General features: G+C 70.2%; 25 protein-coding genes. 12 read left to right on the forward strand and 13 right to left on the reverse strand.

From position 1 onward, the window contains the following. Nucleotides 1-5: 5 nt before the first annotated feature. On the reverse strand, nt 6-779 hold the full coding sequence (locus tag FGD71_RS23240; protein WP_119102435.1) for an IclR family transcriptional regulator: 774 nt from the start codon (nt 777-779) through the stop codon (nt 6-8). Between the two features lie 131 nt (nt 780-910). On the opposite strand from FGD71_RS23240, the gene FGD71_RS23245 reads away from it, so the two are divergent. The 7 genes from FGD71_RS23245 to thpD all read left to right on the forward strand — a co-directional run bounded on the left by FGD71_RS23245 (nt 911) and on the right by thpD (nt 7,420). After that, complete coding sequence (locus FGD71_RS23245) at nt 911-2,440, forward strand: aldehyde dehydrogenase (NADP(+)) (RefSeq protein ID WP_119102436.1); 1,530 nt, start codon at nt 911-913, stop codon at nt 2,438-2,440. Nucleotides 2,441-2,595: 155 nt separating this feature from the next. Then, nucleotides 2,596-3,204, forward strand: a complete 609-nt coding sequence (locus tag FGD71_RS23250; RefSeq protein WP_119102437.1) for a DUF1349 domain-containing protein — start codon at nt 2,596-2,598, stop codon at nt 3,202-3,204. A 61-nt stretch (nt 3,205-3,265) separates the two neighbouring features. After that, nucleotides 3,266-3,796 carry a DinB family protein gene (locus FGD71_RS23255; protein WP_119102467.1) on the forward strand — a complete coding sequence of 177 codons (531 nt, stop codon included), beginning with the start codon at nt 3,266-3,268 and terminating at the stop codon, nt 3,794-3,796. A gap of 315 nt (nt 3,797-4,111) precedes the next feature. Further along, nucleotides 4,112-4,672: a diaminobutyrate acetyltransferase gene (ectA, locus tag FGD71_RS23260; RefSeq protein ID WP_119102438.1), complete on the forward strand. Its 561-nt coding sequence runs from the start codon at nt 4,112-4,114 to the stop codon at nt 4,670-4,672. A gap of 129 nt (nt 4,673-4,801) precedes the next feature. After that, nucleotides 4,802-6,073, forward strand: coding sequence for a diaminobutyrate--2-oxoglutarate transaminase (ectB, locus tag FGD71_RS23265; RefSeq protein WP_119102439.1), 1,272 nt, complete (start codon nt 4,802-4,804; stop codon nt 6,071-6,073). 54 nt (nt 6,074-6,127) lie between these two features. Continuing rightward, the gene (locus tag FGD71_RS23270) at nt 6,128-6,526 is read left to right on the forward strand and encodes an ectoine synthase (protein WP_119102440.1); all 399 of its coding nucleotides are present in this window, start codon (nt 6,128-6,130) and stop codon (nt 6,524-6,526) included. A gap of 6 nt (nt 6,527-6,532) precedes the next feature. After that, a complete protein-coding gene (thpD, locus tag FGD71_RS23275) occupies nt 6,533-7,420 on the forward strand; it encodes an ectoine hydroxylase (protein WP_119102441.1) in 888 nt (295 codons plus the stop codon). A gap of 110 nt (nt 7,421-7,530) precedes the next feature. Here thpD and FGD71_RS23280 read toward each other — a convergent pair whose 3' ends face one another. From FGD71_RS23280 to FGD71_RS23315, 8 genes are all read right to left on the reverse strand, one after another. Beyond that, nucleotides 7,531-8,595 carry a maleylpyruvate isomerase family mycothiol-dependent enzyme gene (locus tag FGD71_RS23280; protein ID WP_119102442.1) on the reverse strand — a complete coding sequence of 355 codons (1,065 nt, stop codon included), beginning with the start codon at nt 8,593-8,595 and terminating at the stop codon, nt 7,531-7,533. 36 nt (nt 8,596-8,631) lie between these two features. Next, on the reverse strand, nt 8,632-9,249 hold the full coding sequence (locus tag FGD71_RS23285) for an RNA polymerase sigma factor (protein ID WP_119102443.1): 618 nt from the start codon (nt 9,247-9,249) through the stop codon (nt 8,632-8,634). Nucleotides 9,250-9,294: 45 nt separating this feature from the next. Then, entirely contained in the window at nt 9,295-10,344 is a 1,050-nt protein-coding gene (locus FGD71_RS23290) for an aminotransferase class V-fold PLP-dependent enzyme (RefSeq protein ID WP_119102468.1), read from the reverse strand. 116 nt (nt 10,345-10,460) lie between these two features. Continuing rightward, nucleotides 10,461-11,186 carry a DsbA family oxidoreductase gene (locus FGD71_RS23295; RefSeq protein ID WP_119102444.1) on the reverse strand — a complete coding sequence of 242 codons (726 nt, stop codon included), beginning with the start codon at nt 11,184-11,186 and terminating at the stop codon, nt 10,461-10,463. A 75-nt stretch (nt 11,187-11,261) separates the two neighbouring features. After that, nucleotides 11,262-11,768 carry a GNAT family N-acetyltransferase gene (locus FGD71_RS23300; protein WP_119102445.1) on the reverse strand — a complete coding sequence of 169 codons (507 nt, stop codon included), beginning with the start codon at nt 11,766-11,768 and terminating at the stop codon, nt 11,262-11,264. A gap of 86 nt (nt 11,769-11,854) precedes the next feature. Next, a complete protein-coding gene (locus tag FGD71_RS23305) occupies nt 11,855-12,406 on the reverse strand; it encodes a YciI family protein (RefSeq protein ID WP_119102446.1) in 552 nt (183 codons plus the stop codon). Between the two features lie 50 nt (nt 12,407-12,456). Continuing rightward, nucleotides 12,457-13,119 carry a class I SAM-dependent methyltransferase gene (locus FGD71_RS23310; RefSeq protein WP_119102447.1) on the reverse strand — a complete coding sequence of 221 codons (663 nt, stop codon included), beginning with the start codon at nt 13,117-13,119 and terminating at the stop codon, nt 12,457-12,459. A gap of 130 nt (nt 13,120-13,249) precedes the next feature. Further along, a complete protein-coding gene (locus tag FGD71_RS23315; RefSeq protein WP_119102448.1) occupies nt 13,250-14,356 on the reverse strand; it encodes a pyridoxal-phosphate-dependent aminotransferase family protein in 1,107 nt (368 codons plus the stop codon). A gap of 245 nt (nt 14,357-14,601) precedes the next feature. Here FGD71_RS23315 and FGD71_RS23320 point away from each other — a divergent pair, with 245 nt between their 5' ends. The 4 genes from FGD71_RS23320 to FGD71_RS23335 all read left to right on the forward strand — a co-directional run bounded on the left by FGD71_RS23320 (nt 14,602) and on the right by FGD71_RS23335 (nt 18,295). Further along, nucleotides 14,602-15,432 (forward strand): transporter substrate-binding domain-containing protein, encoded by an 831-nt coding sequence (locus FGD71_RS23320; RefSeq protein WP_119102449.1) that lies wholly within the window; start codon nt 14,602-14,604, stop codon nt 15,430-15,432. Further along, nucleotides 15,429-16,277 (forward strand): amino acid ABC transporter permease, encoded by an 849-nt coding sequence (locus FGD71_RS23325; protein WP_119102450.1) that lies wholly within the window; start codon nt 15,429-15,431, stop codon nt 16,275-16,277. The genes FGD71_RS23320 and FGD71_RS23325 overlap by 4 nt, the downstream gene beginning before the upstream one ends. Before the next feature lie 83 nt (nt 16,278-16,360). Beyond that, complete coding sequence (locus FGD71_RS23330; RefSeq protein WP_119102469.1) at nt 16,361-17,155, forward strand: amino acid ABC transporter ATP-binding protein; 795 nt, start codon at nt 16,361-16,363, stop codon at nt 17,153-17,155. Between the two features lie 48 nt (nt 17,156-17,203). Then, the gene (locus FGD71_RS23335; protein ID WP_119102451.1) at nt 17,204-18,295 is read left to right on the forward strand and encodes an amidohydrolase family protein; all 1,092 of its coding nucleotides are present in this window, start codon (nt 17,204-17,206) and stop codon (nt 18,293-18,295) included. A 10-nt stretch (nt 18,296-18,305) separates the two neighbouring features. Here FGD71_RS23335 and FGD71_RS23340 read toward each other — a convergent pair whose 3' ends face one another. Next, nucleotides 18,306-18,710: a MerR family transcriptional regulator gene (locus FGD71_RS23340; RefSeq protein ID WP_119102452.1), complete on the reverse strand. Its 405-nt coding sequence runs from the start codon at nt 18,708-18,710 to the stop codon at nt 18,306-18,308. Between the two features lie 65 nt (nt 18,711-18,775). Here FGD71_RS23340 and FGD71_RS23345 point away from each other — a divergent pair, with 65 nt between their 5' ends. Next, nucleotides 18,776-19,999 carry an MFS transporter gene (locus FGD71_RS23345; protein ID WP_119102453.1) on the forward strand — a complete coding sequence of 408 codons (1,224 nt, stop codon included), beginning with the start codon at nt 18,776-18,778 and terminating at the stop codon, nt 19,997-19,999. Between the two features lie 40 nt (nt 20,000-20,039). Here FGD71_RS23345 and cobC read toward each other — a convergent pair whose 3' ends face one another. Genes cobC through FGD71_RS23360 form a run of 3 tightly spaced genes read right to left on the reverse strand, consistent with a single transcriptional unit; the run spans nt 20,040 to nt 22,709 of the window. Further along, nucleotides 20,040-21,146: an Rv2231c family histidinol phosphate aminotransferase CobC gene (gene cobC / locus FGD71_RS23350; RefSeq protein WP_119102470.1), complete on the reverse strand. Its 1,107-nt coding sequence runs from the start codon at nt 21,144-21,146 to the stop codon at nt 20,040-20,042. Next, nucleotides 21,097-22,041, reverse strand: a complete 945-nt coding sequence (locus FGD71_RS23355) for a sirohydrochlorin chelatase (protein WP_119102454.1) — start codon at nt 22,039-22,041, stop codon at nt 21,097-21,099. The genes cobC and FGD71_RS23355 overlap by 50 nt, the downstream gene beginning before the upstream one ends. Further along, entirely contained in the window at nt 22,038-22,709 is a 672-nt protein-coding gene (locus FGD71_RS23360; protein WP_420878338.1) for a precorrin-8X methylmutase, read from the reverse strand. The genes FGD71_RS23355 and FGD71_RS23360 overlap by 4 nt, the downstream gene beginning before the upstream one ends. Nucleotides 22,710-22,714 lie beyond the last annotated feature (5 nt).

A 22,714-nucleotide genomic window follows, 5' to 3' on the forward strand; every position in this document is an offset into this window, starting at 1 on the left:
GCATCTCAGAGCCTCCGGGTAGCGAGCGTCAGCCGGTCACGTGCGTCGAACAGCGCGTCCTTCACCATCTGCTCGTGCGCGGGCGTCAGCCGTGCCACCGGCACCGAGCAGCTGATCGCGTCCCGCGCGGGGGTGCGGTACGGAATCGCGACCCCGAAGCAGCGCAGCCCCAGGGTGTTCTCCTCGCGGTCCACCGCGAAGCCCTGCTCCCGCACCTGGTGCAGTTCCTCGATCAGTTTCTCGCGGTCGGTGATCGTGTGCTCGGTCAGGGCGGGGAGGGTCTCCGGCAGCAGCTTCCGTACCTGCTCGTCGGTGTGCGTGGCCAGCAGCGCCTTGCCGAGCGAGGTCGAGTGGGCGGGCAGCCGACGGCCCACGCGCGTGAAGGGGCGGAGATAGTGCTGGGACTGGCGCGTGGCGAGATAGACGACGTTCGTGCCGTCCAGCCGGGCCAGGTGGATCGTCTCGGTCGTGTCGTCCGACAGCCGGTCGAGCGTGGGCCGGGCCGCTGCCACCACCTCGTCGCCGTCGATGTACGACGTACCGACCAGAAGCGCGCGTACCCCGATGCCGTACCGCGTCCCCGTCGCGTCCGTCTCGACCCAGCCGAGCTCGACGAGCGTGCGCAGCAGCATGTAGAGACTGGATTTGGGGTATCCTACGGCCCCCTGTACGGCGGCCAAGGAGTGCATTCCGGGTCGGCCGGCGAAGTATTCGAGCAGTTCCACGGTCCGCACCGCGGACTTGACTTGCGCCCCGCCGCCTGTCTCGCCTGCCGACATCGCCCTTGACCCCTTCGTTCGACGGGAAATAGTCTCCCAAGGCATATTCACCATCAGAGACAGCGTTCAGCATATCGAACGCCCTGGTGAGTGAGACAAGAACTGCGGCATCACATCTGGAGGAACCCGCGGTGGCAGCAGCACCAGTCTGGAGTGTCGACCCCCGAACCGGGAAGCAGCGCGAACAGGTTGCGGTGGAGGCAACGGCCCAGGAGGTGGACGAGGCTGTCCGCGCGGCGCACGCCGCCCGGGGATCCCTCGCCGACCGCGCGGTCCGCTCGGCGTTCCTGCGCTCCGCCGCGGACCAGCTCGAAGGCGCCAAGGACCACCTCGTCGAGGCCGCGGACGCCGAGACCGCGCTGGGACCGGTCCGGCTCACCGGTGAACTCGCCCGCACCTGCTACCAGCTTCGGGCCTTCGCGGACATCGTCGACGAGGGCGCGTTCCTCGACGTCGTGATCAACCACCCCGACGACACCGCGACCCCGCCGATCCCGGACCTGCGTCGTTACAAGGTGCCGCTGGGCGTCGTCGCCGTCTACTCGGCCTCGAACTTCCCCTTCGCCTTCTCGGTCCCCGGCGGCGACACCGCGAGCGCGCTCGCGGCCGGCTGCCCGGTCGTCGTCAAGGCCCACCCGGACCACCCGGCGCTCTCCGAGCTGGTGGCCGCCGTACTGCGCCGTGCCGCCGCGCAGCACGACATCCCCGAGGGCGTCCTCGGCCTCGTCCACGGCTTCGACGCGGGCGTCGAACTGGTCAAGCACCCGCTGATCTCGGCGGCCGGCTTCACCGGTTCGGTACGCGGCGGCCGTGCCCTCTTCGACGCGGCGGCCGCCCGCCCCGTGCCGATCCCCTTCCACGGCGAGCTCGGTTCCCTGAACCCCGTCGTCATCACCGAGGCCGCGGCCGCCGAGCGCGCCGAGGCGATCGGTACCGGCCTCGCGGGCTCGATGACGCTGGGCGTCGGCCAGTTCTGCGTGAAGCCGGGTCTCGTCCTCGCGCCGACGGGCGCGGCGGGCGACCGGCTGGTGAAGTCCCTCACGGAGGCCGTCAGCGACACCGAGGCCGGAGTCCTGCTCGACCACCGTATGCGCGACAACTTCGTCGCCGGCGTCACCGAGCGCACCCAGCTCCCGGAGGTGGACACTCCGGTGACCCCGGGCGCGGGCAGCGAGCACACGGTGAGCCCCGGCTTCCTGACCGTGCCGGCGGAGAAGCTCACCGCCGAGGGCGAGCACGACCTGCTCCTGGAGGAGTGCTTCGGTCCGCTCACGGTGGTGGCGCGCTACGAGGACGAGACGGAGGCCACGGCGGTCCTGTCCCGTCTGCCCGGAAACCTCACCGCGACCGTGCACCTGTCCACCGAGGAGGCGGCGGGCGACGGCCGCGGCGCGGAGATCCTCGCCGAGCTCACCCCGCTGGCGGGCCGTGTCCTGGTCAACGGCTGGCCCACCGGTGTCGCCGTCGCGCCCGCCCAGCACCACGGCGGCCCGTACCCGGCGACCACCTCGACGTCCACCTCCGTGGGCGGTACGGCGATCGAGCGCTGGCTGCGGCCGGTGGCGTACCAGAACGCCCCCGAGGCGCTGCTGCCGCGTGAGCTCCGCGATGAGAATCCGTTGGGGTTGCCGCGTCGTTTCAACGGCCGTCTCGAGGTCTGACCCCATCGCGGGAAGCGCCGTTGGGGTTGTGGCCGGTCGCGGGCTGCACGTCGTCCGTGGCTGGTCGCGCCCTCGCGGCGGAGCCGCATGATGTGACAGCCCCGCCCCCATGGGGCGCGGGGTCGCGGGTGGAGGGGACCTGAGACACTCACAGGATGGACGTGGAACTTCCCCAACTCCCTTTCTCGCTCCGCACCTATGGGCCCGATGGGCACTGGTCGTACGAGGACGGGGTGCTCAGCGGCTGGGCGGGCGCGCGGCAGGACCGCTTCGTGCCGCCCACCGATGAGGCCCTGGACCCGGCGTCCGACGCGCCCCGGCTGCTCGGGGCGCCGGAAGGGGACTTCCAGCTGATCGCCCGCGTCACCGTCGGCTTCGCCGCGGCCTTCGACGCGGGCGTTCTGTACATACACGTGGGCGAGCGGGCCTGGGCCAAGCTCTGCCTGGAGAACTCCCCGGACGTGCCCACCGTCTGCACGGTGGTCACCCGCGGCCACTCCGACGACGCCAATTCCTTCACCGTGGAGGGAAGTTCGGTCTGGCTCCGGATCAGCCGCACCGGCCGTGCCTTCGCCTTCCACGCCTCCAAGGACGGCAAGCGCTGGACCTTCGTCCGCCTCTTCACCCTGGGCGACGAGGAGACCTCGGGAGCGGCCCTCGTCGGCTTCATGGCCCAGTCCCCGATGGGGGAGGGGTGCGTGGTCACGTACGACGGCATCGAGTTCCGCCCGGACTGGCCCAAGGACCTGCGGGACGGCAGCTGATCCCTGACTGTGGGCCGCGTTCCGCCCACATCGTCGGATCTCTCGTGTCATGCTGCCCAGCATGACCACCGACACACACCAGACTCTCCCTGACGGCCGCCCCATCCCCCTCCTGACCGGAGATGAGCGGCCCATGCTGGAGAGCTGGCTGGCATTTCACCGTGCCACGCTGGAGCTGAAGTGTGCAGGGCTCGCGGACGAGCAGCTGCGGCTGGCGTCCGCCGAGCCGTCGGAGATGACGCTGCTCGGCCTCGTCCAGCATCTGGCCGAGGTCGAGCGGAACTGGTTCCAGCGGGTGTTCGGCGGGCTGGACGTGCCGGCCCTGTACGCGGAGGGAGCGGGCGGCTACGCCCTCGCGCCGGAGCGCGGGCTCGACGAGGCGCTGGCCGTCTGGCGCCGGGAGATCGCCCGGGGGCAGGAGCTGTGCGCGGGGCGGTCGCTGGAGGAGACCGGACGGATCGCCGACGGGCCGATGGCGGGGCTGGAGGTCAGCCTGCGCTGGATCCTCGTCCACATGATCGAGGAGTACGCCCGGCACAACGGCCACGCGGACATCCTCAGGGAGCGTATCGACGGGGTCACGGGCGCCTAATCAATGAATTCACTCGGACCCAATTATTCCGCCTTTTTGAGTGCAGCTTCCCGTCTTCTTCTGCCCGCTTTCTTCGAGCCTAAACACTAAGATTTCGCGAACGCTGGTCTCGTAATTCGGGCAGGTCTCGTGGCGATTTCGTATCTGTGACACAACACACAAGACTTTTATTTCGTCCGGAATTTTACGGATAAAGCAGCATTCTCTTGGCGTGCACCGCGCGCCCGCCCGCGCCGCGCGATAACACACGAGCGCCGCTTCCGTAACCCCATCCGACGATGCAATTTCAACTTTCCCTCGGTAAATTCAATCCGCATGACCGCCGCACAAGCAGACCTGCAAGCGGAATTCTTGGAAATGCCGGAGGGCCTGCGGCTCGACCGTCCGGAGGTGGCGGACGGCGCCGCACTCTGGCGTATCGCCAAGGACTCCAGAACCCTCGACCTGAACTCCTCGTACAGCTATCTGCTGTGGTGCCGTGACTTCGCCGGCACCTCGGTGGTGGCGCGCGACACGGCGGGAGAACCGGTCGGTTTCGTGACCGGGTACGTCCGGCCCGAGCAGCCACACACCCTCCTCGTGTGGCAGGTGGCCGTCGACGCCGCGTACCGCGGGCGCGGACTCGCCGCCGCCCTGCTGGACGGACTCACGGCGCAGGTCGCCCAGAACCACGCCCTCACCTCCGTCGAGACCACGATCACTCCGGGCAACACGGCCTCGGAGCGACTGTTCACCTCGTACGCCGAACGTCACCGAACCACCGTCGAGCGTGAAGTCCTCTTCGACACGGAGCACTTCCCCGACGGCCCGCACGCGCCCGAAGTGCTGTACCGCATCGGACCGCTGGCCTTCCATCCGAGCCGATCACCGGGGTGACCGAAAGCCGATCGGCCGACTGAGCCGACCACCGACTGAGCCGACTGTCCGAGCGACCGACCCGACCGGACGGCGTTGTCCGGTTACCCCCCACCGCCTGACCAAACATCTCCCAGGAGGAGATTCGCTGTGACCATCACCCAGCCCGACCTGAGCGTCTTCGAGACCCTGGAGTCGGAGGTGCGCAGCTACTGCCGCGGATGGCCCACCGTCTTCGACCGCGCGCAGGGCAGCCGCATGTACGACGAGGACGGCCACGAGTACCTGGACTTCTTCGCCGGTGCCGGGTCACTCAACTACGGCCACAACAACCCCGTGCTCAAACGCGCCCTCATCGACTACCTGGAGCGGGACGGCGTCACGCACGGGCTCGACATGTCGACGACCGCGAAGCGCGCCTTCCTGGAGTCGTTCCAGAACCTGATCCTGCGCCCCCGCGACCTGCCGTACAAGGTCATGTTCCCCGGGCCGACGGGCACCAACGCCGTCGAGTCCGCGCTGAAACTGGCCCGGAAGGTGAAGGGCCGGGAGTCGATCGTGTCCTTCACGAACGCCTTCCACGGCATGTCGCTGGGCTCGCTCGCCGTCACCGGCAACGCCTTCAAACGTGCCGGCGCCGGCATCCCGCTCGTGCACGGCACGCCCATGCCGTTCGACCACTACCTCGACGGCAGGGTCCCCGACTTCATCTGGTTCGAGCGGCTGCTGGAGGACCAGGGGTCCGGCCTCAACAAGCCCGCCGCCGTGATCGTCGAGACCGTGCAGGGGGAGGGCGGCATCAACGTCGCCCGCGCCGAGTGGCTGCGTGCCCTCGCGGAACTGTGCGAGCGGCAGGACATGCTGCTGATCGTCGACGACATCCAGATGGGCTGCGGCCGTACCGGCGCGTTCTTCTCCTTCGAGGAGGCGGGCATCACGCCGGACATCGTGACCGTCTCGAAGTCCATCAGCGGCTACGGACTGCCCATGTCGCTGTGCCTGTTCAAGCCCGAGCTGGACATCTGGGAGCCGGGCGAGCACAACGGCACGTTCCGCGGCAACAACCCGGCGTTCGTCACGGCCGCCGCGGCGCTGGAGGCCTACTGGTCCGACGGGCCCGCCATGGAGAAGCAGACGAGGGCCCGCGGCGAGCAGATCGACCAGGCACTGAGGGCGATCCGCGAGGAGAACCCCGAGGAAAGCAAGGAGTACCGCGGCCGCGGACTGGTCTGGGGCATCGAGTTCCACGACAAGGACCGCGCGGGCCGCGTGGCCCAGCGGGCCTTCGAACTCGGTCTGCTCATCGAGACCTCGGGCCCGGAGAGCGAGGTCGTGAAGCTTCTCCCTGCCCTCACCATCACTCCGGACGAGCTGGACGAGGGGTTGCGCACCCTCGCCCGCGCCGTTCGAGAAACGACCTGACAGCAGGCCTGCAGAAGCAGGCCTGAACGCAGGAGAGAGAGGTACCGCAGCACCGTGATAGTCCGTTCGTTCAAGGACATCGAAGGCACCGACCGGCACGTCAAGTCCGAGTCGGGCACCTGGGAGAGCAAACGCATCGTCCTCGCCAAGGAGAAGGTCGGCTTCTCCTTGCACGAGACGACCCTGTACGCGGGTACGGAGACCTCCATGTGGTACGCGAACCACATCGAGGCCGTTGTCTGCGTCGAGGGCGAGGCCGAGCTCACCAACGACGAGACCGGGGAGAAGTTCACCATCACCCCCGGCACCATGTACCTCCTCGACGGGCACGAGAAGCACACGATGAAGATCAAGGAGGACTTCCGTTGCCTCTGTGTCTTCAATCCGCCGGTGACCGGACGGGAGGACCATGACGAGAACGGCGTATACCCCCTGCTGACCGAGGAGGTCTGATAACTCATGACCACGCTCACCGATCTGTATCCGAGCCGCGGCGCCGCCGAGGTGTCCGTACCCCGCCAGGACCCGGTGGTGTGGGGCGCGCCTGACGCGCCGGGCCCGGTCGCGCCGGCCGATCTCGAGTCGTACGAGCGCGACGGCTTCCTCGCCATCGAGCAGCTCATCGACGACGACGAAGTCGCCCTCTACCACTCCGAGCTGGAGCGCCTGGTGAGCGACCCGGCGATCCGGGCCGACGAGCGCTCGATCGTGGAGCCGAAGTCGCAGGAGATCCGTTCGGTCTTCGAGGTCCACAAGATCAGCGAGATCTTCGCCCAGCTCGTTCGCGACGAGCGCGTGGTCGGCCGGGCACGGCAGATCCTCGGTTCGGACGTGTACGTCCACCAGTCGCGGATCAACGTCAAGCCGGGCTTCGGGGCGAGCGGCTTCTACTGGCACTCGGACTTCGAGACCTGGCACGCCGAGGACGGTCTGCCGAACATGCGCACCGTGTCCGTCTCGATCGCGCTGACCGAGAACTACGACACCAACGGCGGTCTCATGATCATGCCGGGGTCGCACAAGACGTTCCTCGGCTGTGCGGGGGCCACGCCGAAGGACAACTACAAGAAGTCGCTGCAGATGCAGGACGCGGGCACGCCCTCGGACGAGGCGCTCACCAAGTTCGCCTCCCAGCACGGCATCAAGCTCTTCACGGGGCGGGCCGGCTCGGCGACCTGGTTCGACTGCAACTGCATGCACGGTTCGGGGGACAACATCACCCCGTTCCCGAGGTCGAACGTGTTCATCGTGTTCAACAGCGTGGAGAACACGGCCGTGGAGCCGTTCGCGGCGCCGGTACGCCGCCCCGAGTTCATCGGGGCCCGGGACTTCACCCCGGTGCGGTGACCGCGCGCTTCACCTAGGTGAAGTGAGCTGCGGATGATGGGGCGGCACCCTCGGTGAGGGTGCCGCCCCTCGTGCGGCCTACAGGCCTACAGGCCTACAGGCCTACAGGCCTACAGCCAGGACAGCGCAGCGGCCCGCTCCAGTACGTTCCGCACGGCGGCCTCGTCGCCCGACGTGCCCCTCGGGACCTCGTCCGGCGCGTACCGTCCGCCGACGAGCAGGCAGAAGTCGACGGCTTCCAGCACGAGTTCGGCCCGCACCGGTTCATCCTCCGAGCCGAGCACCCACTGGGTGTCGTCGCGCTCGTCGCCCTCCTCGCCGGCCACCGTGAACAGCACCGGGGGAGCGGTGGTCCCCAGCGCCATACCGAGGATGTGAACGGCGAGGCGGACCAGCTGCCACAGGTGGGGGCCGGGAGGCGGCGGCACGGCGAGGCCGAGCGCACGGCCGATGTCGTCCGTGTGGATCCACGTCTCGAAAGCACGCACGAGGAAGTGGTCGGCGACGGGCAGCCGGATCCCCATCAGCGTCAGGGCGTGCGCGGCGCGTTCGGGATCCAGGGCCTCGGGCGTCGCCAGCAGCGCGCCGGCCTGCGCCGCCCACGCGGCCACCGTCTCCTCAGGGGTGCGCTGCCGCTCGTACGCGATGACGTCGGCGGTCCGTGCGTTCCAGGCCACGTCCCACGGGGTGTCCTCGGCAGCGGGCGTGACCGGTTCACGCCGGTCGAGACCGAGGCCGCGGGCGAGCGGTTCGTCTGCGGCGATCAGATGACCGACCGTGGCGTGGACGTCCCAGTCGTGCACGACGGGGGTGGCCCATGACGGCTCGCTTTCCGCCAACTCCCGCAGCAGCGCCTGGAGTCCGGCGACGGCGGCGGCGTACGGTGCGGCGTGCGGGGCGACGCGTGACGCGGCGGGCCGGGAGCGCAGGGCGAGGGCGAGAAGACCTTCCGGTTCTCCGGGGCTCGGGCCGCCCCGCTCCGCGGAGCCGTTGATCATGGCTGTTCCCCGCGGCCCGCCCAGCAGCCGTGCCGTCTCCCGCAGCCGCTCCGCCTCCGCCGCGCAGCTCTCGCACTCGCCGAGGTGCAGCGGAACCGCCTTCTCCTCCTGCGGCGGCAACGCCCCGAAGGCCCAGGCTCCCAGCAGTTCACGCACACCGTCGTGGTCAGTGGTCACCGCGCACCTCCCTTCCCCGTTTCCCTGCCGCGTCCATCATGCGCCCCTCTCCCACGCCGGATCCGGTGGCTCCGCCAAGGACTCGGCGAGCTTGCGCAGGGCAGAGCGCAGCCTGGTCTTGGCGGTGCCTTCGGGAATACCGAGTTCGACGGCGGCCTGGCGGTAGGTGCGGCCCGCGAAATACGCGAGGTGCACCACCTCCCGCTGGGTCCGCGGGAGTTCGGCGAGCGCGGTGTGCAGGAGGAGAGAGCGTTCCCGGTCGACGACCGCCTCGTCCGGGCCGGGCCCCGCGTCGGGGATCGCCTGCAGCGCCGAATCGTCGGCGTGGGCCGCCTTGCGATGCCGGGCCTCACTGCGCACCCAGTCCACGGCCCGCCGGTGCGCCAGTACGGACAGCCAGGTGCGCAGCGAGCCACGGCGCGCGTCGAACCCGTACGGCCTGCTCCACAGCTGGGCGAAGACCTCCTGCGCCACGTCCTCGGCGGCGGCCGGGCTGTGCGTGACGCGGACGGCCACCGCCCGGACGAGTCCGCCGTACGCGGCGTACGCCTCGGTCAGCGCGGACTCGTCCCCGTACACCAGCCGCCGCCGCAACTCCGCGTCGGCCGACGCCCCTTCGTACTCGTGGAGAGTCTGCTCCACCGGCACCACCACCTCGTGGTGCCTTCCTAGCGCCCCCGCCCGGTCCCGCGCCAGGGGTCAGCCGGACAGGACGTCCAGGAGGCGGTCCACGTCCGCGGATGTGTTGTACAAGTGGAAAGCGGCCCTCAAGTTGCCCGCGCGGTCGGACACTTCGAGCCCGGCGCGGCTCAGCTCGCGCTGCCGGTGACCGAGCCCGGGCACCGACACGATGGGCGAGCCCGGCGCGGGCACCGGCGCCACGCCGAGGGAGGCGAGTCCCGCGCGGAAGCGGTCGGCGAGCGCGAGGTCATGGGCCCTTACGGCCTCGACGCCGATCTCCTCGATCAGGGCGAGGGAGTGCCGGGCGCCCGCGTAGGAGAAGAGGCTCGGGGCCTCGTCGTACCGCCGCGCGGAGTGGGCGAGCTCCTCGACCGGGCCGTAGCAGGCGTCCCAGGGGCGTTCGCCCGCGACCCAGCCCGCGAAGAGCGGGGTGAGACCGCCGAGGTCCTCCGGGACGACGAGGAAGGCTACGCCGCGTGGGGAGACGAGCCACTTGTAGGCGACGGAGGTCGTGTAGTCGTACGCGTCGGCCTCGAACGGCAGCCAGCCGGCGGCCTGGGATGCGTCGATGTACGTACGCGCGCCGTGGGCCCGCGCGGCCTCGCGGATCGCGGGCAGGTCGGCGATCCGGCCGTCGGCGGACTGTGCGGCGCTGACCGCGACGAGCGCCGTGCCCGGCCGCACCGACTCGGCGAGGCTCTCCAGCGGGACGGTGCGCACCTTGAGATCCTCGCGGACGTGGAACGGGTTCACGGTGGAGCTGAAGTCGGCCTCGGCGGTGAGGACTTCGGCGCCCTCCGGCAGCGAGGCCGCGATCAGACCCGTGTAGACGGCGACCGAGGCCCCGGCCGCGACGCGATGCGCCGGAACGCCGATCAGCCGTGCGAAGGAGGCCCGGGCCGCCTCCACGTCCGCGAACATGTCGGAGGGCTGTCCGTCGGCCACGGACTGGACGGCGCTGTGCATGGCGTCGACCGCGCGGGCCGGGAGAAGCCCGGTGCTCGCGGTGTTCAGGTAGACGGTCTTCGGGGCGAACTCGGCACGGACGAGAGTCTCCAGAGTCTCCATGGATCCACTCTGCGGCCCCATGAAGTCCAAGTCCATTGCGATTTCTTGCGTGGATCCCCTTAGTAACCCTTATGTATGGCCGCCGACCTGCGCCGATGCCTGTCGCTCGCCTCGCGTCAGCTCTGCGGCACCGCGCATCCGTCGGGGCCGCAGGCGTCGGCGTCGTCCGTGCCGTTCTGCTGGATCGGCCTGAGCGGCGCGTGGCTGTCCCACGCCTGCTCCAGTGCCTGCGCGAAGACCTCGGCGGGCTGGGCGCCGGAGACGCCGTACTTGCGGTCGAGGACGAAGAACGGCACGCCGTTCGCGCCCAGCTCGGCCGCCTCCCGCTCGTCGGCGCGCACCTCGTCGGCGTACGCCGACGGATCGGCGAGCACCTCGCGCGCCGCGTCCGCGTCGAGCCCGGCGGCGACGGCCAGCTCGACCAGATACGCGTCGGCGTCCACGAAGAGGGACCGTTCCTCGGCGAAGTTCGCCCGGTACAGGACCTGGATCAGCTCGTCCTGCCTGCCCTGCTCCTTGGCGAAGTGGAGGAGGCGGTGCATGTCGAAGGTACTGCCGTGGTCGCGGCCCTCGGTGCGGTACTCCAGGCCCTCGGCGGCGGCCTGCGCGCCCAGGTTCTGCTCACCGGCCCGCGCCTGTGCCTCGCTCATCCCGTACTTCTTGGTCAGCATCTTCAGGACGGACTCCGTCTCGCCCTTGGCCCGGTGCGGGTCGAGCTCGAAGGAACGGTGCACCACCTCGATCTCGTCGCGGTGCGGGAAGGCCCCGAGCGCCTTCTCGAAGCGGGCCTTGCCCACGTAGCACCAGGGGCAGGCGATGTCGCTCCAGATCTCGACGCGCATGTCTTCGGCTCTCCAGGTCGTACGGGTACGCGGAGGCTCCCTCCGCCCGGTGTGTGAACATTCAACCGGCTGGCTTCATTCCCCGCGCATCGTGTAGGTCAGCGACAGGTGGTGCTCGCCCTCGGCGGGCGGCCGCTCCGGATCGGGGACCCAGCCCCGGCGGGCGTAGAAGGCCTGAGCGCGTTGGTTGTCGACGTGCACGTCGAGGGTCGCGGTCCGCTTGCCGTCGGCCCGCCACTGCTCGACGCAGGCCGTGTGCAGCTCGGCGCCGATACCGGAGCGCCAGTGGCCGGGGTCGACGTGGAACTGGAACAGCTTGACCGAGTCGGCGGGGGCGCCTTCGGCGGTGCGGAAGGAGGCGACGGCCACCAGACGGGCGGCTCGTACCGCGCACAGCACATGGGTGTCGGGGCGCTCGATGGCACCGCGCCAGACGGCGGGCCAGTCGGTGCCGTCGTCCGGCAGGCCGTCGGGGTAGTACGTGGCGCGGGCCCGCCCGTGCAGTTCGGCCACGTCCGCGGCTTCGGCGGTCAGGGCGGTCCTGATCACCAGGGCCTCGACGGTTCGGTGCGTTCTGATCATGCCGCGGAGGACGTGGCGGGGAGCGGGTGCGGTTCCGAGCCGGCTTCGGTTCCCGTGGCGGCCGAGCCGACACGGGCGTCCTGGGTTCATGACCTCCGCCCGCCGAACTGCCAGTCGTGGACCTCGACGTCGGCGTACCGGTCCGGGGTCAGGACGGCGCGTGCGGCGTCCGGGTCCGATGCCCGGACCAGCGCCGCCGTACCCAGCCAGGCGGTGCCGTTGTCGCTGAGCAGCGGCCCATAGGCGATCAGCTCGTCACGGTCGGACGGCACGGCGAGGTCGACGGCCTGTCCCGAGCCGAGGCCGATCACCAGGTACCGGTTGCCGCCGGCCGGTCCACCGGGGAAGTCCCACATGGTGCGCCCCAGCGTGTTGCGCCACCGGCGCAGCAGCACGTCCCGGTACACGCCGGCCTGGTAGTTGGGCTCGTCGAAGGCGAACGCGCGGGCGGCGGCGGGATCCGGCAGGTCGACGATGTGCACGCTGCCGGTGGGCGTCTCGCTGTCGTCGGCGAAGGTCGGGCCGCGGGCGATCATCTCCTTCGCGTACCCGTCCATGTAGGACCAGTGGTCTTCCAGCAGCTCGTCGCGCAACGTGACGGAGCCGGGCCGGTCGCGGTGGTAGCAGAAGAACTCCATGCCCACAGACTCTCCCCAACACGCGGCAGCATCTCAACGGGCTTTCGGTCTCACCGGGGCAGGGTCTGGGTGACGCGCCACAGGCGACGGGGCAGGTCACCCTCCTCGAAGGCGAAGACCTCGTCCAGACGCCACCCGTCGGCCAGCGCATCCACCAGCTCGCGGGGGAAGAAGTGCACGGCGAAGCCTCCGTGCTCGTAGATGTCGTCGCCATGAGCGACGCCCGCGCCACAGTGGGCGTCGCCGGTGTGCCGCACGGTGTAGACGAAGACTCCGCCCGGCCGCAGGACGCGGCGCACCTCATCGACGAGAGCGTGGATCTCCGGGGTCGACAGCGCCATGCACAGCAGCATGTGCGCGAAGACCGCGTCCACCGAGGCGTCCGGCAGCGGCAGCGGGTTTCGGACGTCGTGCGCCACGGTGGTGACCCGCTCGGTGACGTCCTGCGCCCGGGCGGCGTCCCGCAGCTGGTCAAGGCCGGTGGCGCTGAAGTCGGTGGCCCGCACCCTGAAGCCTTCACGGGCGAAGAAGAGGGCATCGCGGCCGTGGCCGGCGCCGAGCTCCAGTACGTCGTTCGCCCCGGCGGCGCGGAACACACCGGCGGCGTGGACAGCGGGCGCGGACGGCTGCTCGCCGTACATCCCCGGATGCGCGGTGTACGTCTCCTGCCAGTGCACGCGCTGGACCTCGGCCAGCTCCTTCTCGTCCGCCACAGTCCCGCCTCCCAGGCCAGCGTAGACGCCGGGTGACGGCAGACCGCCGAGCACAGCACCGGCCGACCGAAGCAGGCGAAAACCTCAGACCGCCGAGCACAGCACTGCCCACCGCAGCAGGCGAAACACCTCAGGCCGCAGCCCACACCTCCGTCACCGCCCCGCGCCCGGCCTCGAGATCCACCGCCCGCCCCGACTCGGCCAGCGCCGCGCCCAACGCGGCGACACACGCGTGCACAGCCCCCCGCGTCGCGTCGGGCCCATAGTGATTGACCCGGATCATCTCCCCGGCCAGCGCACCCCCACCCGCGACCATCGGAAGCACAGGATCGGCAGCCAACGCACGGGCCACCAACTCCGCCGCGTCGACCCCGGCAGGAGTACGCAACGTCGTGGCCACTGGCGCCGCCTCCCGGGCCTCGTACACATACGGCTCAAGGCCCCCGCCCAGCGCCACCACCCCGGCACGGGTGGCCGCCGCGGCCGTCGCGTGGCGGGTCATCACCGCCGCCAAGCCCTCTGCCTCGATGCGCTCGACACACGCCTCCAGCGCGAGCATCTCCAGCTGAGCCGGGGCGTGCAGCAGCGCCGTGCGACCGCCGTCGATCCACCGCTCCTTCCAGTCCAGAAGGGAGAGATACGAACGCCGGGGCGCCCGCGGGTTCGCCGCCATCCGCGCCCACGCCCGAGAACTCACCGACACCGCCGAGACCCCCGCTGGCCCGCCCATCGCCTTCTGAGCCCCTATCACGCACAGGTCCACACCCCACGCGTCCGGCAGCAACGGCTCGGCCCCCACCGAGGCCACGGCGTCGAGCATGAAGAGCGCACCGTGCTCCCGTACGACCGCGCCGATCTCCGCCACGGGATTGGTGTTGCCGGTCGCCGCCTCCGCATGGACCAGTGAGACGAAGTCGATCTCGGGGTGCTCGGCGAACGCCTCCCGCACCTGCGCGGCCGTGACCGCCGTATGGAACGGCACGGCCAGATCGATCACGGTCGCCCCGCAGTCCCGCAGCCAGTTACCGAACGTCTGCCCGTACGGACCGGTGATCACGTTCAGTGCCGTCGTCCCGGACCCCGCGGCGCCCCTGATGCAGCCTTCCAGGGGAAGCAGCGCCTCGCCCTGCGTGATCACGACGTCCTGCTCGGTGGAGAGCAGCCGCGCCACGCGGTCCTCGATCGCCGCGAAGCGCGCGGCGCTCAACGGCGCCAGGTCCAGGAAGGGATGGGTCATGGTGCGGTGCTCTCTTCGCTCATGGGTTTCGGTTCGTCAGGCGCGCACATCAGGCGCTTCCAGTACGCGAGTTCGAGCGTATCCGGCCGCAAATCCGCCGTGCGGCGCGGGCGATGTGCTGCCTCCCGTGCCGAAAAATCTCAGGCCGGACGGTCGGCCGACCATGGGAATGATTTGAGGGGGTCAAACACTTCCTTATAATCGGACGGCAAAATTCCCTAGCAGGCCCCCTCAGGAGGTCCTCCTTGTACACGGCCCTCGGACGCCGAACCCGCATACTGGCCGCCACCACCGCGACGGCCGGGCTGGTGCTCGTGGCCGGATGTACCTCATCGGGCGACGGGGGAGGTGAGACCGTCAAGGGGGTCAAGCTGGTCAAGGCCGGTCAGCTCACCACCTGCACGCACCTGCCGTACCCGCCCTTCCAGTCGGAGATCGACGGCAAGGTACAGGGCTTCGACGTGGCGCTCGTCGATCTGGTCGCCAAGGACCTGGGCGTGAAGCAGGACATCCTCGACACGCCGTTCGAGAACTTCAAGACCGGCGCGTTCCTCAACTCCGGTGAGTGCGACCTCGCCGCGGCCGGCATGACGATCACCGAGGAGCGCAAGAAGAACGTCGACTTCTCCGACCCGTACTTCGACGCCACCCAGGCAATCCTGGTCGACAAGAAGAGCGGCATCGACTCGTTCGCCGCCCTGAAGGGCAAGAAGCTCGGCGCCCAGGCGCAGACCACCGGCGAGGAGTACGCGAAGAGCAAGGGGCTCAACCCGGTCTCCTTCGAGAGCTCCGACGCGGTCCTCAACGGCCTGCGCACCGGCCAGGTCAAGGCCGTCATCATCGACTACCCGGTCGTCCAGGGGTGGTTGAAGGACAAGGCCAACGCCGGCGCCTTCGAGATCGTCGACAACCTCAGCACCGGTGAGCAGTACGGGTTCTCGGTGAAGAAGGGCAACACCGAACTCGCCGACGCCCTCAACAAGGCGCTCAAGGACGCGAAGGCCGACGGCACGTACAAGAAGCTGTACGAGAAGTGGATCGGCCCGTACGACCCGAGCAAGTCCTCCGGCTCATGAGCGGCGAGGCAGAGGCAGACACCCAAGTCCGAATCCAGCCCCGCAAGTCAGGTCTGACCAGGCGCCAGAAGCGTGCCGTGTCGCGCGGCGTCCAGTACGTGGTGTTCGTCGCCGCCCTGGTCGCCATCGGCGCGAGCGCCGACTGGGGCCAGTTGCAGAACCAGTTCGCCCAGGCCGACCTGGCCAAGCAGCTGTTCCCGGACATCATCACGCTGGCGCTGCGCAACACCGTGCTCTACACGTTGTCCGGCTTCGTCTTCGGCCTCGTGCTCGGCGTGGTCATCGCCCTGATGCGGCTGTCGTCCGTGGGCCCGTACCGCTGGCTCGCCGGCGTCTACATCGAGATCTTCCGCGGCCTGCCCGCCCTGCTGATCTTCGTCTTCGTGGGCGTCGGCGTACCGCTGGCGTTCCCGGGCACGGAGATCATCGGCGGCACATACGGCAAGGTGGCCCTGGCCCTCGGCCTGGTCGCCGCCGCGTACATGGCCGAGACGATCCGGGCGGGCATCCAGGCGGTGCCCAAGGGACAGACGGAGGCGGCCCGTTCGCTGGGCTTCTCGCACGCCCGGGCCATGGTCTCGATCATCATCCCGCAGGCGTTCCGGATCGTGATCCCGCCGCTCACCAACGAGTTGGTGCTCCTCTTCAAGGACTCCTCGATGGTGCTGTTCCTCGGGGTCACGCTCGAAGAGCGCGAACTCGCCAAGTTCGGCCGCGACTTGGCCAGCCAGAGCGCCAACTCCACGCCGATCCTGGTGGCGGGCCTGTGCTATCTGCTGGTCACGATCCCGCTCGGTTTCGTCGTACGCCGTCTTGAGGCGAAGGCCCAGGAGGCCACCAAGTGAGCACGGAAAGCACGGAAAGCCCGGAAAACCCCTCGTCGAACCGATCGGACCCGTCGGACCCGTCGAACCCGTCGAATCCCGAGATCCAGGTCAGGGGCCTGCACAAGTCCTTCGGCGACAACGAGGTGCTGCGCGGCATCGACCTGGAGATCGGCCGGGGCGAAGTCGTGTGCGTCATCGGCCCGTCCGGCTCCGGCAAGTCCACGCTGCTGCGCTGCGTGAACCTCCTGGAGGAGCCCACCAAGGGCCAGGTCTTCGTCGGCGGCACCGAGGTCACCGACCCCGACGTGGACATCGACGCCGTACGCCGCCGCATCGGCATGGTGTTCCAGCAGTTCAACCTGTTCCCGCATCTGTCGGTGACCGAGAACCTCACGCTGCCGCAGCGCCGCGTACTCGGCCGCGACAAGGCGCGGGCGGCGCGCGTCGCCGCCGACAACCTCCAGCGCGTGGGACTCGCCGAGAAGGCGGACGCCTACCCGTCCTCGCTCTCCGGTGGCCAGCAGCAGCGCGTGGCCATCGCCCGCGCGCTCGCCATGGGCCCCGAGGTGATGCTCTTCGACGAGCCCACCTCGGCGCTCGACCCGGAGCTCGTCGGCGATGTCCTGGCGGTCATGCGCATGCTCGCGAACGAGGGCATGACCATGATGGTCGTCACGCACGAGATGACCTTCGCGCGTGAGGTCGCCGACCGGGTCGTCTTCATGGACGACGGGGTGATCGTCGAGGCCGGCCCGCCCGCGCAGGTCATCGCCAACCCCGCCCACGAGCGCACCCGCCACTTCCTGTCCCGGCTCCTCGACCCGGCGATGGCCGACGTCGAGGACGACAATGGCCGGGAGGGTGACAAGGGCCTGAAGGGCGACAAGGGCTTGTAGGCGGCTGCACACTGCACGAAAAAGCGGGGACGAACTAGGGTGCGGTCCATGAGCGATCAGACGGTGCTGCACGTGAAGGGGCGGGTGCTCGTCGGCCCCGACGACGCCCGGGACGAACTCTGGGTGGTCGGCGGCAGGATCTCGTACGAGCGCCCGGCCGGCGCCCGTGACGTCCGCACCGTCCAGGGCTGGGCGCTGCCCGGCCTCGTCGACGCGCACTGCCACGTCGGGCTCGACACCCATGGCCCGGTGGCGGACGACGTCGCCGAGAAGCAGGCGCTGACCGACCGCGAGGCCGGCACCCTCCTCATCCGGGACGCGGGCTCGCCCTCCGACACCCGCTGGATCGACGACCGCGACGACCTCCCGAAGATCATCCGCGCCGGCCGGCACATCGCCCGCACACGCCGCTACATCCGGAACTTCGCGTGGGAGATCGAGCCGGACGACCTCGTCGCGTACGTCGCCCAGGAGGCCCGGCGCGGCGACGGCTGGGTGAAGCTGGTGGGCGACTGGATCGACCGCGGGACGGGAGACCTGAGCGCCTGCTGGCCGCGCGACGCGGTCGAGGCGGCGATCGCCGAGGCCCACCGTCTGGGCGCGCGCGTCACCGCGCACTGCTTCGCCGAGGACTCCCTGCGCGATCTGGTCGAAGCGGGCATCGACTGCATCGAGCACGCCACCGGCCTGACCGAGGAGACCATCCCGCTCTTCGCCTCGCGCGGCGTCGCCATCGTCCCCACCCTCGTCAACATCGCCACGTTCCCGCACCTCGCGGCCGGCGCCGAGGCCAAGTACCCGCGCTGGTCCGACCACATGCGACGGCTGCACGAGCGGCGGTACGACACCGTGCGTGCCGCGTACGACGCGGGGATCCCCGTGTACGTCGGCACCGACGCCGGCGGTTCGCTCGCGCACGGGCTGGTGGCGGGCGAGGTGGCCGAGCTGGTGACCGCGGGCATCCCGCCGGTCGAGGCACTGTCGGCCACGGCGTGGGGAGCGCGGGCCTGGCTGGGGCGGCCCGGCCTGGAGGAGGGGGCCCCGGCCGACCTGGTCGTCTACGACGGTGATCCGCGGGCGGATGTGCGGGTGCTGGCCGATCCTCGTCGGATCGTGCTGAACGGACGGGTGGTCGGCTAGGTGTTGCGGATCATGACGTTGTAGACGCTTCAGCGGCGGCGTGTGGGCGATTGTCACGACGCACCAGCACTGCGTCCAGGTAGTCGGCTATGGCGTCCCTGTTGCGGGTCAGGCAGTTGATGCGTTCGGTCATGCGATCGCGTTCGTGTTCCAGTGTGGCGATCATCTCCGGTGTCGCATCGGGGAAGTAGATGTTCCGGGGCTTGTCGAGGCACGGGAGGATCTGCTTGATGATCCGGGTCGGCAGACCGGCATCGAGCAGCCCTCTGATCTGCAGGACCCGGTCCACCAGGCGGTCGTCGTAATTGCGGTAGCCGTTCGCGCAACGGTCAGAGATGATCAAGCCCTGCTCTTCGTAGTAACGCAGCAGTCGGCGGGACGTGTTCGTTCGCTCCGACAGCTCCCCGATGCGCATGTGCTCCACCTCACGTGGTGTCGAATTGACCTTCACATCTGTGTGAGGGTTTGAGCATACGGCGCATGACTATTCGCAGCACTGAGCTACCCGTTGGCTCCCCCGGGGGAGCCAACGACCGCAAACTCCGCTTGACGGCGCTGCTGGCGCTGGCAACGGCCGTCTTCATCACCAGCCTGACCGAGACGCTGCCCGCGGGCGTGCTGCCCGCGATGAGCGCCGACCTCGAGGTCGGCGAGTCCGCGATGGGGCAGTCGGTGACGATCTACGCCATCGGGACCGCGCTCACGGCGATCCCCCTGAGCGCGGCCACAACAGGGTGGCGGCGCAAGAGGCTGCTGTTGACGGCGATGGCGGCATTCGCCGTCGCCAACACGGTCACCGCGGTCTCGGCGCACTATCCCCTGACCATGGTGGCCCGGTTCGTCGCCGGCGTGGCCGCGGGCCTGGCCTGGGCGCTGCTGGCCGGGTACGCCCGCCGCATGGCGCCCGCTCACCTGCAGGGCAAAGCGATCGCGATTGCCATGGCCGGCATTCCGGTCGCTCTGTCGCTGGGAGTGCCGGCCGGGACGTTCATCGGTGCGGCGTTCGGCTGGCGGACAACGTTCCTGATCATGACCGCCCTCACCGTCGTCGTGATCGCATGGATCATGGCGTCGGTCCCGGACCACCCCGGGCAGCGGGCGGACGGCCGGCTGCCGATGCTGCGGGCCCTCACCGTCCCGGGCGTGGCACCGGTCCTGTTCGTCACCCTGCTTTTCGTGCTGGCTCAGACCATCCTCTACACCTACATCGCCACGTTCCTCGACCGGCTCGGCATGGGCGACTCCACCGACCTCGTGCTGTTGGCCTTCGGCGCCGCCTCCCTGGTGAGCATCTGGATCGTGGGCGCGCACATCAACCGTCGGATGCGAAGCCTCACCATCGCCGGCACCGTCCTGGTCGCCATGGCGGCGGCGATCCTGGCCGTGCCGGCCGACAGCCCCGCTCTGGTCCACCTCGCGGTGATGTTGTGGGGGCTGGGATGGGGAGGCGTCCCCACTCTCCTGCAGACCGCCGTGGGCGACGCCGGAGGCGACGAGGCTGCAGGCACCGCACAGGCCATGCTCGTCACCTTGTGGAACGTGGCCATGGCCGGCGGCGGAGTAGTCGGTGGCATCCTCCTCGACCTCCTCGGCCCCACCTCCCTCCCCTGGAGTGTCCTCGCACTCCTCGTGCCGGTGCCGGCCGTTGTCATCGCCGCTCGCACACACGGTTTCCCCACCAGGCGTGTGAGCACTACCTCATGAACGCCCGCACCGAACACCACGGCCCGGGCGCCGCGGGCCGTCAGCGCCCCACCACCGTCACGGCCTTGTCCAAGGCCTGCAGGAACCGGTTCACCGTCACCCGGTCCCGTACCGCGAGGCGCAGCCACTCCTCGCCCAGCCCGGGGAACGTGTCCCCGCGCCGCACCGCGAAGCCCAGGCTGCGCAGTTGGGCCCGTACGGCGGTGGCCCGGGGGAGGCGGACGAGGACGAAGGGACCTTCGGCGGGCTCGACGACGTGCAGTCCGTCGGGGGCGAACTCCTTGAGACCCGCGATGAGATGGGCTCGGTCGGCGGCTGTCCGGTGCGCCGCGTCGGACGCCTCGGCGAGGGCCGCGTCCCCCACACAGGCCTCCGCCGCCGCGAGGGCCGGCGTGGAGACCGGCCAGAGGGGCTGGGCTCGCTCCAGGTCCGCGATCGTCTCGGGGGACGCGAGCACGTACCCGATCCGCAAGCCCGCCAGCCCCCATGTCTTCGTGAGGCTGCGCAGCACCACCAGGCCGGGTACGTCCGTCCTCCCCGCGAGGGCCTCGCGCTCACCCGGCGCCGCGTCCATGAACGCCTCGTCGACCACCAAGGTCCGCCCAGGACGGGCGAGTTCGGCGATCGCGGCGGCCGGGTGGAGCACGGACGTCGGATTGGTCGGGTTGCCGATCACGACGAGGTCCGCGTCCTCGGGAACGGCCGCCGGATCGAGCCGGAAGCCGTCCTCCTCCCGCAGCAGCACCCGGCCCACGGTGTGCCCGGCGTCCCGCAACGCCGCCTCCGGCTCCGTGAACTGCGGGTGCACGACGACGGGCCGGCGAACCCTCAGGGCACGGGCGAGCAGTACGAAGGCCTCCGCCGCGCCCGCGGTGAGGAGCACGCGCTCCGCGGGCAGCCCGTGCCGGGCGGCCACCGCCTCCCGCGCCTTCCGCCCGTCCGGGTAGGCCGCGAGACCGGTCAGCGAGTCGGCGATCCGCTCGCGCAGCCAGGCCGGAGGCGTGTCGGCGCGGACGTTCACCGCGAGGTCGACGAGCGCCGAGCCGTCGTCACGGACCTCGGCGTCCCCGTGGTGACGAAGGTCGTGATCGCCACCTTCAGTGCGCATGGGAGTGTGCTTGATCGTGATGCCCGTGGTGGCCGTCATGGTGGTGACCGCCATGGTGATCGTCGTCGTCCGGGTGGAAGTGCGGCTGCTGGGGGAGCCCCACCTTGTCCTCGAAGCCGGGAAGCGCGACACGGTAGACGCAGGAGTCGCAGTTCATACGGAGATCGCCCGCCACGGCCTCCCGATAGCGCTCCATCACCAGGTCGAGCAGTTCCGGCTCCGGACCGATGACATCGGCCGACCGCACCTCGACCTCTGGGTGCGCGGCCGCCCAGCCCTCGGTCTGCATCTGGACCCGTTCCGGCAGGATGCCGGTGAACAGGAAGTACGGCAGTACCACGATCCGGCGGGCGCCCAGCCTCGCGCAGCGGTCCAGCCCCGACGGCACATCGGGCGCCGCCAGCGACACGAACGCAGTCTCCACGCCCGCGTAACCGCGTCCCTCCCACAGCAGCCGGGCCGCCTTGTGCACCTCGGCGTTGGCGTCGGGGTCGGTCGAGCCGCGGCCGACGAGCAGGACGGTCACATCGGCCCGGTCGAAGGGCGTGCGCGCCGTATCGCCGAGTGCCTCGTCGAGCCGCCGCTCGAGCACCGACAACAGCGCGGGGTGCGGGCCGAGCGGACGGCCGTACGTGTACGAGATGCCCGGGTGCCGTTCCTTCTCGCGGGCCAGCGCAGCCGGAATGTCGCCCTTCGCGTGCCCGGCGGACACCAGCATCAGCGGAACGGCGGCGAACCGGCTCACGCCACGCTCGACCAGCTCGGTCACGGCGTCGCCGAGCGGGGGCGGGGACAGCTCGATGAAGCCGCCCGCGACGGGCAGTTCGGGGGCGCGGCGGCCCAACTCCCGTACGAAGTCGCGGAAGGCCTCGGCGCCCGCGTCGTCCCGGGTGCCGTGTCCGGCGATGAGCAGGGCGGGGGGCGGGGTGGTCACGATGTCTCCTCGGACTGGGATACAGGCTGGAATACGGACTGGGGCGCGGCGTGGTTCACGGCGTGGTTCACGGGGTGGTTCTCGCGGTGATTCACGGGGTGGTACAGCAGGGCGTTGAGCGCTGCCGCGGCTACCGCTGAACCGCCCTTCTCGGACACGTTGCTGACGGCGGGCAGCCCGCTCTCGCGCAACGCGGCCTTGGACTCGGCGGCGCCGACGAAGCCGACGGGCAGACCGATGACGAGCGCCGGCGCGGCGTCCAGCGTCAGGAGTTCCTCCAGCGCGGTCGGAGCGCAGCCGATCACCCAAAGCGCGCCGGGCCCGACCTGCTCGTACGCGAGCCGGATCGCGTGTGCCGAACGGGTCAGCCCCGGCCCCGATGTGGCGTCCTTCAGCCGGCACACGGTCTCGCGCCGGGTGATCCCCGCCGCGACCATCTCCACGTCCACGACGACGGGCGCCCCGTCGTGCAGCGCGGCATGTGCCTTCTCCAACGCGTCCTCGTCGGTGACGAGGTCCTCCGCGTAGTCGAGATCGGCCGCCGAGTGGATCACCCGCTCCACGACCGCACGCGTCAGCGGCGGGAAGCGCGAGGTGTCGAGCCGGGCGCGGAGCCGCCGGAAGGACTCCGCCTCGATGGGGTGCACGACACGGGTCTCGGGAAACACCTGGC

The sequence above is a fragment of the Streptomyces sporangiiformans genome (genome assembly GCF_005768555.2).
GTDB lineage: Bacteria > Actinomycetota > Actinomycetes > Streptomycetales > Streptomycetaceae > Streptomyces > Streptomyces sporangiiformans.